This is a genomic window from Pedobacter duraquae (assembly GCF_004362245.1).
Classification (GTDB): domain Bacteria; phylum Bacteroidota; class Bacteroidia; order Sphingobacteriales; family Sphingobacteriaceae; genus Pedobacter; species Pedobacter duraquae.
Genome location: NZ_SNWM01000006.1, coordinates 279,941 through 290,764, shown reverse-complemented (window position 1 = coordinate 290,764; position 10,824 = coordinate 279,941). Strand labels below are relative to the sequence as shown.

Sequence of the window (10,824 nt, the reverse complement as noted above, 5' to 3'; positions counted from 1 at the left end):
ATTACAATCATGAAAAAACTACTCTTAGCGGCACTCCTACTAACCGGAACGCATCTATTTGCACAAGATAATTCTGCTGCTTGGTTTAACCTGACACGTGCAGGCTTTAACGAGAAGAATGCATTGGCCACAACCGCTTTTGTAGAGCAAAGATGGAGAGTACCCGGAAATACAGGTTTCAATGAGAGCATTTACAAGATTGAGGAGATCCTGAAAAAGGCTGGTTATGTGCTGCAAAAGGCAAACGAAGCTGAAGGACCCCTTACCTACAGACTGGAAAAAAGGCCATTAAAGAATAAAGCCTGGGATCCCCTGGATGCCAGCATCACGATTGCCGGTGAGCAACAGCCCCTGCTGGAGTTTAAGACCAACAGAAACATGCTCGCCATCAATTCGGCCTCAACTCCTGAGGGAGGCGTTACGGCGGATGTTGTTATGCTTACTGTACCATTGCCAAAGACATTGGAAGGTATCGATGTTAAAGGAAAAATCGTTTTTGCCGAGATGAGTTCTGGCAGATTATTTAACATGGCGATGAGTGCTGGTGCAATCGGCGTAATGGGCTACAGTATGCCGAAATATACACAACCCGAGAAGTACCAGACCTCTATTCAGTTTTCCGGTATCAGTAATAACTCAAATGGTGGCTGGGCAGTTAACATGTCTTATGCCGCTAAAGAGCGCTTAAAGAAAGCTATAGCCAAAGGACCGCTAAAGCTCCATGTGGCCATAAGCACAAAATTGTTTGACTCTGAAGAATTGACTATAGTTGCAAATGTTAGGGGAACAGTTAACCCAGATGAACGTTTAGTTTACAGCGCACATGTGCAGGAACCCGGAGCCAATGATAATGCTACAGGTGTTGGTACACTGTCAGAAATGGCAAGGGTAACAGCAAACCTGGTTAAATCGGGGAAGTTAAAACCACAGCGCACCATGACCTTTCTATGGGGTAATGAGATTGTTTCTACCGGAAGGTACATCACCGAGGATAAAGAACGCGCTAAGGGTATTCTCTGGGGAATGAGCCTGGATATGGTTGGCGAAAACACGGCAATTACGGGTGGTTCATTTTTAATAGAGAAAATGCCGGATCCTTCGGCGATCTGGACACGGGGAACAGACAAACATTCGGAATGGGGTGCCGGAGAAGTTGCTGAGAAAGATCTCTTCCCACATTACTATAATGACTTCATCATGCGAATTTGTAATACACAGGGCAAATTTGCCAACTGGACCGTCAACTACAATCCATTTGAAGGCGGTAGTGATCATACACCATTTTTGAGAAATAATATCCCGGGACTACTCATGTGGCATTTTACTGATGCTTTTTACCATACCGATAATGACCGCCTGGATAAAGTATCTGCCACAACAATGAAAAATGTGGGGATCAGTGCACTCACTGCCGGACTAACTTTAATAAACGCTGATGAACAAACCGCGATGAACATCCTTGGCGATGTGAAAGCTGCTGCTGCGTTAAGAATGAAAACTGAGTTTGAACTGAGCAAAAAAATAGTAGCTGAAGGTGGCGACCTGGAAAAAGAAAAGCATATCCTGAATACCTGGAGCAAATATTATACAGCGTCACTTGCAACAACATCTGCCATACCAGTTCAGAAGTCCAGCACGCGCATCGGGTCGGCAATTAAGGTAGCTACATTAGCACTCGAAAAACAAACAGAGGCATATCTCGCTGCTTTAAAGTAGCGGATCTATAGCCAGAATCTGTTCTCTGAGTGTATCAGCATTCAGGCTGATGCCCGGTACAATTAACTTCGCCTGGGTATAAAAAGGATTCCGATCCTCCAGTTTATGTTCGATAAAGCTGATCAGGCCCGGAGTATCCAGACCATGAAGCAGTGGACGTTTTGCCTTACCCTTCTCCAGCCGTTTTGCTAATGCCTGGGCATTCATATTGATATATACGGTAAGTCCGTTGGCATTCATCCAATCAATATTATCAAAATAACATGGTGTGCCCCCACCTGTAGCAATCACGGCATTTTCGGGATAATCGAAGGCCTTAATTTTGGTATTCTCCAATTGTCGAAAGGCCGCTTCGCCATGCTCGGTAAAGTAAGCAGCAATAGTTTTGCCGAGCTCCGCCTCAATCTGATGATCCAGGTCAAAAAACAGATAGCCCAACTTAGTTGCAAGTTTTTTGCCCATTGTGGTCTTGCCACAGCCCATAAATCCTATCAGAAATATCTTCATCAATTAAGCCAATTTAACCCTTGGATCAACAAAGGCATATAAAACGTCTACTAAAATATTAATTACCACAAACACAAAGGCTATAAAAAGAATGGAGCCCATCACAACGGGGAAGTCCGACATTTCCAGTGCAAACACAGTGACCCTTCCCAGTCCATTGTATCCAAAAATATATTCCACAAAAAAGGAACCGGCTAGCAAAGAGGCAAACCACCCAGAAATCGCAGTGATAACCGGGTTCATGGCGTTTTTTAAAGCATGCTTGTAGATGATCGCATTTCTGCCTAATCCTTTAGCCCTCGCTGTGCGGATGTAATCCTGTGATAAAACATCCAGCATCGCACTTCTTGTAAGCTGCACAATAATGGCGAGTGGCCTTAAACCCAGCGTGACCATGGGAAGCCACAGGTTTTTCCAGGTCATGATTTCCCCTTTAAAGGGATCGTAACTGTACAGGCTGCCAGACATATTCAGTCCGGTATAATCGCTCAATACAAAACCAAAAATCCATGCAATGATAATGCCGGCGAAAAAAGAAGGTGCCGAAATCCCCAGGATCGCAAACCCATTCGCTGCTTTATCTACCCAGCTGTCCTTATGCACTGCAGATACAACACCTAAGAATACGCCAATTATTGTTGCGAAGATCATCGCGGTTAAGGCCAAAATAAAAGTATTGGGTACAGTTTCCGACAAGATCGTGGTGACATCCCTTTTGGTTTGGTAAGACCTTCTGAGGTATGGATACTTTAGGGCAACAACATCATCGCCAAAGCCAAATAGTTTCTGATAGTGGTATTTTTCCTGTTGATCTGCTGATGCGCCGTGTATTCCGATGGGAGACAAATCATTTAGATACAGAAAAAATTGTGCAGGTTTCGATCTGTCCAGTCCAAATTCTTTACGTACGGCTTCCAGCGACTGTACATCGGCCCGTTGTCCCATAGTCATCCTTGCGGGGTCTCCAGGTAACACATTAAATAAGATAAAAACAACGCTAACTACCCCTGCAAGTACTGCAAAGCCATACAAAAGCTTTTTGAGGATATAGATAAACATGTTATTTACTGAAATATTTAGCACTGAGTTCATCAACCGTAGGCATCAGCGAATAATGCCATTTATTGACTACCACACCATTTTTAAGCAGTAAAACACCTGGATTTGCGCGAACCATGCTTTTCAGCGGCACTGCATCAGCATAAAATACCTCTGCAAAAAGCTTCATTTTTTTACTGAATGCTTCGGCATCCTGTGCTGAGTTGGATGTTAACAATACCGTTCTGATGTTAAACTGTTCCGCAGCATTTAGTGCTACCGCATTTAGCTTGGCAATAGCATCTTCGTTAGTATGTCCGAGGTCGTATGCTACAATTACGATGCTGTAGTAAGGGTTTTCAATAAGCTCCGTTGTATAAGCCGTACCTGAAGCATCGGTAATGTTCAGGTCTTTTATCTTTACGTCATAACCTTTCTTCACCAGGCGCTTTTCTGGCGTTCCTTTGATTTCCCAGTTTGCATCTTTCCAAATCCCTGTTTTCAGATATGCTTTATCACTTAGCGTTTTCTTCTCTCCAGTTTTTTTGTTAACCAACTGATACATGATCTCAAACTCATCAGGCTTCGCTCCCGCCGGGATCTTCATCAGTTCAGGGATATTTGCCCCGACTTTATACGGTAGAAAGTCTACAATTGGTAAGGCATGGTATGTGTATTGCGAAAACAACAAAGAAAAGGCAAGCACAGCAGAAAAAACACCTGTCTGCACACCAGGACTTGTATAAAGTGGCCTAATCAGATCCCTGTGCAGGAATAAATACACGATCATCAGCAACAAGACCAGATCTTTAGAAAACGATTGCCATGGTGTTAAAGGGATGGCATCACCAAAACATCCACACGAAGTAACCACCTTAAAGGCGGCAGATACAAATGTGAGAAAGGTAAAGAATATGATCGTCCCCAACAGTGCTACGGTAACCTTTTTACTCCAGAAGCCAAATAAAAGTAAGGCCCCAAGAACAATCTCCATAGCGCATAAAAGCATCGCAATGGCCGTTGCATAATCACCCAATACCGGAATATGAAACACTTCAAAATATTCCTGCAACTTATAGCCAAAACCAAGGGGATCATTCGCCTTGATCAAACCTGATAAAATGAAGAGTACACCTACAAATATTCTGGAAAAAGTTAGCGCGGTACGTTTCATATATTCATCATTAGATATAATAATAAGACTGTTTACGTTAGACTACTCTATTTCACGTCAAGTTTGATCAGTGCAAAAACCGCATAGTTCAGCATATCCTGATAATTAGCAGCTACACCTTCAGATGCCAGCGTTTGTCCGGCATTATCTTCAATCTGTTTCACCCTCAGGATTTTCATCAGGATCAGGTCGGTAAGCGAACTGATGCGCATATCCCGCCACGCTTCGCCGTAATCATGATTCTTGGCAAACATGAGTTCCTTTGTTTGCTGAACCTCCTGATCGAATAGCGATTCTACCTGTGCAACCGGAAGCTCCGTAGGGTCTTCGGCAGTCAATTTATGCTGCATTAGTGCGATGATGCAATAGTTCACGATCGCAATGTATTCCGGAACAATTCCTTCGTCCACCATGGAGACTTTTTTCTCTTCCAGCGTGCGGATTCTTTGTGCTTTGATGAAAAGCTGATCGGTGATAGAGGTCAGTCGCAAGATGCGCCAGGCCGTACCATAATCATTGGTTTTTTTTAAAAAAAGCGATTTGCAAACCGCTATAACTGAATCGAATTCCTGTGTGGTGTTATTGGCCAAAACAATTAAAATATTTAGTTTAAAGCTATTTTAATACTGTATTTTTGCATTAAATGATGGCTAAAGATACATTTTTAAACCGAAAGACCACACTAAACCTGAAGGGTAAACTGATAGATCTGGAGCGTCCGGCAGTAATGGGCATTCTCAATGTAACGCCAGATTCATTCTACGATTCCAGCCGCATGAGCGGTAAAGATGCGGTGTTGAGCCAGGCAGAGAAATTTCTTGAGGCGGGTGCCAGATTTATTGACATCGGAGCCTACTCATCAAGGCCCGGCGCTGCAGATGTAAGTCTGGAGGAAGAACTCAGCAGGATCATTCCTGCGGTTGAAGCTATCCACCAACATTTTCCTGAAGCAATCTTATCGATCGATACCTTTAGAGCAGTTGTAGCAAAAAACAGCATTGAGGCTGGCGCCCATATCATCAACGATATCTCCGGCGGAACATTGGATGAAGCCATGTTCCAGACCGTTGCGGACCTGGATGTTCCATATATCCTGATGCACATGAAGGGCAATCCGCAAAATATGCATCTTGACATTGCCTACGACAATCTATTACTTGAGGTTGTTGATTATTTTTCTAAAAAAGTAGCCCAGCTGCGCGCTCTTGGTGTAAAGGATATCATTCTTGACCCTGGCTTCGGCTTTGCGAAGAAAAGGCACCATAGCTATGAATTGTTAAACCATATGGAAGACCTGAAGATCTTCGGACTCAGCATGCTGGCCGGTGTTTCGCGCAAATCCATGATTTATCAAGAACTTGGCACCACTGCAGCAGATGCACTCAACGGAACTTCAGTGCTCAATACCATTGCCCTGCTAAAAGGGGCCTCTATCCTGAGGGTTCATGATGTTAAAGAAGCTATGGAGTGTATCAAACTCGTGGAACTTACGCAACGCAGCTAATATATTTTCCCTAACTTAGTCCTGATGAAAGGTTTTGATTTTGATTTCCTGAAGGTAACGCCAATCGCTATTCTCGACATTCTGTTTGTCGCGATCTTGATCTATTATGTGTATAACCTGATCAAAAACACCTTGGCAGTCAACCTTTTGCTGGGCATGTTTATCATCCTTGTTATCCAGTTTGCTGTGGATGCCCTCCACATGGAACTACTTTCTGCGATCATCAATAAATTCATGAGCGTGGGTATCATTGCCCTGATTGTGATTTTCCAACCCGAGATCCGGCGCTTCCTGCTATTGATTGGAAAAAACACCTTTCTGCAGAAGAACAAAGCATGGTGGGGCTACCTTTTCGGTAGTAAAAATATAGAACGCGATAACCTGGCCCGGATTAAACCGGTGATTGATGCCTGCAAAAGCATGAAGAAATCCAGAACCGGAGCCTTGATTGTTTTTGTAAAATTTTATGATGACCAGCTTTTTGCAAACAGCTGTGAGGTGATTGATTCTAAAATCTCCAAGCGATTATTGGAAAGCATTTTTCAAAAAAACAGCCCCCTGCATGATGGTGCTGTAGTCATAGCCGAAAATAAAATTAAAAGTGCCAGTTGTATTCTGCCGTTAACGGATAACGATAAGTTGCCACCGCAGTTTGGTCTGCGCCACCGCGCGGGTATTGGTGTTTCTGAAAACACCGATGCTGTAGCCGTTATTGTTTCGGAAGAAACAGGTGAGATTGCCTACGCCAAACAAGGGCGTGTAAGGATGAATGTATCCTTCGGGGAACTGGAGAAACTATTGAATAAAGATTTCTAATAGCGAACTCCGTTAAAACAAAAAATCCGGCACCAGGGCCGGATCTCTTAATCTTTATTGGTATTGCTTAGCAATATTGCTCGAAAGCACCAATCAGGTTTTCAGCAATCATTTGTGCCGGGCGACCTTCAATCTGGTGACGCTCAATCATATGAACCAATTTACCATCTTTGAACAATGCCATAGAAGGAGATGATGGAGGGAAAGGAACCATAAAGCCTCTTGCTTTATCTACCGCTTCTTTTTCCATACCTGCAAATACAGTGATCATTTTATCAGGATGTTTCTCATTTGCGGCCGCCATTCTTGCTGCAGGACGTGCATTGGCTGCTGCGCAACCACATACCGAATTAACTACAACAAATACGGTACCTTCTGAAGTGATCGCATTAGCCACATCATCTGCCGTTTTCATTTCTTCAAAACCTACATTGGTGAGCTCAGCACGCATAGGTTCCACTAAATATTCAGGATACATAGTATATATTTTTAAATTATTTTAAAGCTTATTTTTAACAAAGGTACTGTACTGCCGCATAGCATCAAAATAGCGGAACAACAGGGCTTTAGTTTTGACCTTCAAATTACTTTGCAAAGGCAAATCAAAAAATCACATTAATAGTTCAAGATTGCTTTTTATAATCAAGAATAAGCAAAAGATGATAGCCTGTCCAGTGTAGTTAGAGTTTTTTTCAAATGTTCCATCAAGTTCTTACTGTTAACTTGGTCGTTAGTTTGGTCGCCCAGCTTGGTCGTGAGCTTAGTCGTTAATCAGGAAAGACATTCTCAGAAAATTATCAGAAAACTTGACACACATGATGTTACTGTACCACCAAGGTTTTTTGTTACGCAAAATCAACACAACTGATTACTAAATATCTTAAATTTGCAGTTCACAAAACAAAAAAATATGTCATCAGTAGAGACAACATTCCTTCCTTACAAAGTTAAGGACATTTCACTGGCAGAATGGGGCCGTAAAGAGATTGGTTTAGCTGAGGCTGAGATGCCTGGCCTAATGTCATTACGTGAAGAATTCGGTCCTTCACAACCCTTAAAAGGTGCGCGCATTGCAGGCTGTCTGCACATGACCATCCAAACTGCAGTTTTGATCGAAACTTTAGTTGCCCTTGGTGCTGAAGTAACCTGGTCATCATGCAACATCTTTTCTACTCAGGATCACGCTGCTGCTGCTATTGCTGCTGCAGGTATTCAGGTTTACGCCTGGAAAGGATTGAATGAGGCAGATTTCGATTGGTGCATAGAGCAGACTTTACATTTCGGTCCTGAGCAAAAACCATTGAACATGATCCTTGATGATGGAGGTGATTTAACCAACATGGTATTCGACAGATTCCCTGAATTAATCGCAGACATTAAAGGTTTATCAGAAGAAACTACTACAGGTGTTCACCGCCTATATGAGCGCATGAAAAACGGAACATTGCACTTACCTGCAATCAACGTAAATGACTCAGTAACTAAATCTAAATTCGATAACAAATACGGATGTCGTGAGTCATTAGTTGATGCGATTCGTCGTGCTACTGACGTGATGATGGCAGGTAAAGTTGCTGTTGTTGCAGGTTACGGTGATGTGGGTAAAGGTTCTGCAGAATCGTTAAGCTCACAAGGTGTTCGTGTAATCATTTCAGAAATTGACCCTATCTGTGCTTTACAGGCAGCTATGGAAGGTTATGAAGTGAAGAAATTTGCTAACGCCGTTAAAGAAGCTGATATCGTTGTAACTACTACAGGTAACTGTAACATCGTTCGTCCTGAGCATTTCAGAGTGATGAAAGATAAAGTTATCGTTTGTAATATTGGTCACTTCGACAATGAGATCGATGTTGCCTGGTTAAATGATAACTACGGTGATACTAAAATAGAAATCAAACCTCAGGTAGATAAATATACTATCGATGGTAAAGATGTTATTTTATTAGCTGAGGGTCGTTTAGTAAACTTGGGTTGTGCTACAGGACACCCTAGCTTTGTAATGTCTGCTTCATTTACTAACCAGACGTTAGCGCAGTTAGAACTTTGGACTAACCCAGATCAGTACGAAAACAAAGTTTATACCCTACCTAAATTCCTTGACGAAAAAGTTGCCCGTTTACACCTTGCTAAAATTGGTGTTGAATTGGATGTACTTGATCAGGAGCAGGCAGATTATATCGGTGTTACCGTTGAAGGTCCTTTCAAAGGTGAGGCTTACCGCTACTAGTCTTTAATTAAAATACCAAAAAGGGGGATATGAAAATATTCCCCTTTTTTATTGACCAAATTCGTCTTCCACACTCTCGCTCAAATCATACATCAGCCATTGTTTACCGGTAATAAAGGATTGTTTGCTTTTCAACAGACTGATAAAGTCCTTAACCCCTACCGGCTCGTTACCGTTTCCATGAATCAGTACAATGCTCCCAGAATTAGGCTGCTGCCCCTTTGCCAGCCAGGCATCGCTCCCCACAGGGATTAAACCGTAACTCAACACTTCATCCACAACCTGCTGGTCTGAAACCAGACCTGGGAACCTGAAAAACACAGATGGCGTAAGCCCATGCTGCAACATCGCTACCTCAGTACCCAAAATCTCAAAATTGAGATCTGTACCAGGCTCCAGCAAAAAGTTGGTTTTTAAGGGCGCAGTGGGACTAAAATGATGATTGTAGGTATGATTGGTCCAGGTGATTTCCAGATCTCCACTTTTCACCAGCCCTTTTAGCCATTCCAAATCTTCTTCATGCGTAAGCATCCATCTGCCGGTAACAGAAAGCGCTACAGGAACAGGCTTCTCAATCTGTTTAAATGCTGAGATCAGCGCTGTAAAAATAATCCTGTCTAAAGGTTTATGCGATGGGCAGAGATCTATCGTTAAGGTCACACCCCGTTCTTTTGGAAAACCATGTGTGATTCCGGCATCCTGCAGGGCTATAGACTGCTGCCTTGCCGCTTCTGAAGCCTTTGGATAAGGGTCCTGTTTAAATTCGTTAAGCGCCTCTGCCCAGGTTAGGGCCCGCGCATGCAAATTACCAGCAGGAATTACCGATGTAAGCAACGTAACCGGATCAACTACCAAAAACTGCGGCTTGCCGCCACGCATAAAATTTCTCAGCGTAAATAGCTTTTTACCCTGATACTGGACTACTGAAAAGTAACTACTGTATTGCTTCACCGATTGTTGGGCATATGATGCAGGTAAAAAGGCAGTCAGCAACAGCAAAACGTAAAAAACTCTCCCGAATATCAATTTGTAGTTAATCATCCTGTTAAAAAATTATCTTTGTGTATGGCAAACCTATCTGTAAATATCAATAAAATTGCTACCCTCCGCAACAGCAGAGGTGGTAATAATCCTGATTTAGTTCAAGTAGCATTAGACTGCGAGCGTTTTGGTGCACAGGGGATCACGGTACATCCGCGCCCAGACGAAAGACATATCCGCTATCAGGATGTATTTGACCTTAAAGCAAAAATCAAGACAGAATTTAATATAGAAGGTAATTGTCGCGAACAAAAGTTTGTCGATTTAGTACTGGCAAACAGTCCTGCACAGGTAACGCTGGTACCCGACACAGAGGGACAAATCACTTCCAACCACGGTTGGGATACCGTTAAGCATCAGGATTACCTTAAAGAAATGGTGAGTCTTTTTCAAAATGCAGGAATCCGCGTATCTATTTTTGTGGATCCGGTAACAGCAATGATTAACGCCGCAGCAACTACAGGCACCGATCGCGTAGAGCTTTATACCGAAGCTTATGCACATAATTTTTACGACAATAAAGAAAAAGCCGTGCTGCCTTACGCTGTTGCCGCAAAACGCGCACACGAACTTGGCTTAGGACTTAATGCAGGCCACGACCTTGACCTGCACAACCTGCGCTATTTTTCTGAAAGCATCCCCGGTTTACTCGAAGTAAGCATCGGTCATGCCCTGATCAGCGATGCACTTTACCTTGGTCTGGAAAATACAATTCAACGCTATCTGCATCAACTGGTACATCAATAATTACGTTGCTTATGGGCTGGAAAATATTTACCTTTGCGGCGACTTATTATTGCC

The 10,824-nt window shown here is 42.9% G+C and carries 11 protein-coding genes; 5 read left to right on the top strand and 6 right to left on the bottom strand.

Features of this window, described 5'->3' with window-relative positions; all coding sequences use genetic code 11:
• Window positions 1-9: 9 nt before the first annotated feature.
• The gene (locus CLV32_RS20920) at window positions 10-1,716 is read left to right on the top strand and encodes a M28 family peptidase (protein WP_133558906.1); all 1,707 of its coding nucleotides are present in this window, start codon (window positions 10-12) and stop codon (window positions 1,714-1,716) included.
• On the opposite strand, the gene CLV32_RS20915 is transcribed toward CLV32_RS20920, so the two are convergent.
• Genes CLV32_RS20915 through CLV32_RS20900 form a run of 4 tightly spaced genes read right to left on the bottom strand, consistent with a single transcriptional unit; the run spans window position 1,708 to window position 5,025 of the window.
• Window positions 1,708-2,223, bottom strand: a complete 516-nt coding sequence (locus tag CLV32_RS20915) for a shikimate kinase (protein ID WP_133558905.1) — start codon at window positions 2,221-2,223, stop codon at window positions 1,708-1,710. The two genes, CLV32_RS20920 and CLV32_RS20915, sit on opposite strands and share 9 nt — an antisense overlap.
• Before the next feature lie 3 nt (window positions 2,224-2,226).
• The gene (locus CLV32_RS20910; protein WP_133558904.1) at window positions 2,227-3,282 is read right to left on the bottom strand and encodes an ABC transporter permease; all 1,056 of its coding nucleotides are present in this window, start codon (window positions 3,280-3,282) and stop codon (window positions 2,227-2,229) included.
• Between the two features lies 1 nt (window position 3,283).
• Window positions 3,284-4,435: a BT_3928 family protein gene (locus CLV32_RS20905; protein WP_133558903.1), complete on the bottom strand. Its 1,152-nt coding sequence runs from the start codon at window positions 4,433-4,435 to the stop codon at window positions 3,284-3,286.
• A 47-nt stretch (window positions 4,436-4,482) separates the two neighbouring features.
• Window positions 4,483-5,025 (bottom strand): DUF1599 domain-containing protein, encoded by a 543-nt coding sequence (locus CLV32_RS20900; RefSeq protein ID WP_133558902.1) that lies wholly within the window; start codon window positions 5,023-5,025, stop codon window positions 4,483-4,485.
• A gap of 56 nt (window positions 5,026-5,081) precedes the next feature.
• Between CLV32_RS20900 and folP the strand changes: the two genes are divergently transcribed.
• Both folP and cdaA read left to right on the top strand, forming a co-directional pair.
• Window positions 5,082-5,939: a dihydropteroate synthase gene (gene folP / locus CLV32_RS20895; protein ID WP_208111070.1), complete on the top strand. Its 858-nt coding sequence runs from the start codon at window positions 5,082-5,084 to the stop codon at window positions 5,937-5,939.
• Window positions 5,940-5,963: 24 nt separating this feature from the next.
• On the top strand, window positions 5,964-6,755 hold the full coding sequence (gene cdaA / locus CLV32_RS20890) for a diadenylate cyclase CdaA (RefSeq protein ID WP_133558900.1): 792 nt from the start codon (window positions 5,964-5,966) through the stop codon (window positions 6,753-6,755).
• Between the two features lie 67 nt (window positions 6,756-6,822).
• Here the strand turns inward: cdaA and CLV32_RS20885 are convergent, their stop codons facing one another.
• Window positions 6,823-7,233 carry a BrxA/BrxB family bacilliredoxin gene (locus CLV32_RS20885; protein WP_133558899.1) on the bottom strand — a complete coding sequence of 137 codons (411 nt, stop codon included), beginning with the start codon at window positions 7,231-7,233 and terminating at the stop codon, window positions 6,823-6,825.
• 432 nt (window positions 7,234-7,665) lie between these two features.
• On the opposite strand from CLV32_RS20885, the gene ahcY reads away from it, so the two are divergent.
• Window positions 7,666-8,982, top strand: coding sequence for an adenosylhomocysteinase (ahcY, locus tag CLV32_RS20880; RefSeq protein WP_133558898.1), 1,317 nt, complete (start codon window positions 7,666-7,668; stop codon window positions 8,980-8,982).
• Between the two features lie 48 nt (window positions 8,983-9,030).
• Here ahcY and CLV32_RS20875 read toward each other — a convergent pair whose 3' ends face one another.
• A complete protein-coding gene (locus CLV32_RS20875) occupies window positions 9,031-10,023 on the bottom strand; it encodes a polysaccharide deacetylase family protein (protein WP_133558897.1) in 993 nt (330 codons plus the stop codon).
• A 24-nt stretch (window positions 10,024-10,047) separates the two neighbouring features.
• On the opposite strand from CLV32_RS20875, the gene CLV32_RS20870 reads away from it, so the two are divergent.
• On the top strand, window positions 10,048-10,770 hold the full coding sequence (locus tag CLV32_RS20870; protein WP_133558896.1) for a pyridoxine 5'-phosphate synthase: 723 nt from the start codon (window positions 10,048-10,050) through the stop codon (window positions 10,768-10,770).
• Window positions 10,771-10,824: the final 54 nt, after the last annotated feature.

Bases quoted from the DNA above. Each gene is read 5' to 3' on its own strand.
- CLV32_RS20920 (WP_133558906.1), top strand. From the start codon at position 10: ATGAAAAAACTACTCTTAGCGGCACTCCTACTAACCGGAACGCATCTA.
- CLV32_RS20915 (WP_133558905.1), bottom strand. From the start codon at position 2,223: ATGAAGATATTTCTGATAGGATTTATGGGCTGTGGCAAGACCACAATG.
- CLV32_RS20910 (WP_133558904.1), bottom strand. From the start codon at position 3,282: ATGTTTATCTATATCCTCAAAAAGCTTTTGTATGGCTTTGCAGTACTT.
- CLV32_RS20905 (WP_133558903.1), bottom strand. From the start codon at position 4,435: ATGAAACGTACCGCGCTAACTTTTTCCAGAATATTTGTAGGTGTACTC.
- folP (WP_208111070.1), top strand. From the start codon at position 5,082: ATGGCTAAAGATACATTTTTAAACCGAAAGACCACACTAAACCTGAAG.
- cdaA (WP_133558900.1), top strand. From the start codon at position 5,964: ATGAAAGGTTTTGATTTTGATTTCCTGAAGGTAACGCCAATCGCTATT.
- CLV32_RS20885 (WP_133558899.1), bottom strand. From the start codon at position 7,233: ATGTATCCTGAATATTTAGTGGAACCTATGCGTGCTGAGCTCACCAAT.
- ahcY (WP_133558898.1), top strand. From the start codon at position 7,666: ATGTCATCAGTAGAGACAACATTCCTTCCTTACAAAGTTAAGGACATT.
- CLV32_RS20875 (WP_133558897.1), bottom strand. From the start codon at position 10,023: ATGATTAACTACAAATTGATATTCGGGAGAGTTTTTTACGTTTTGCTG.
- CLV32_RS20870 (WP_133558896.1), top strand. From the start codon at position 10,048: ATGGCAAACCTATCTGTAAATATCAATAAAATTGCTACCCTCCGCAAC.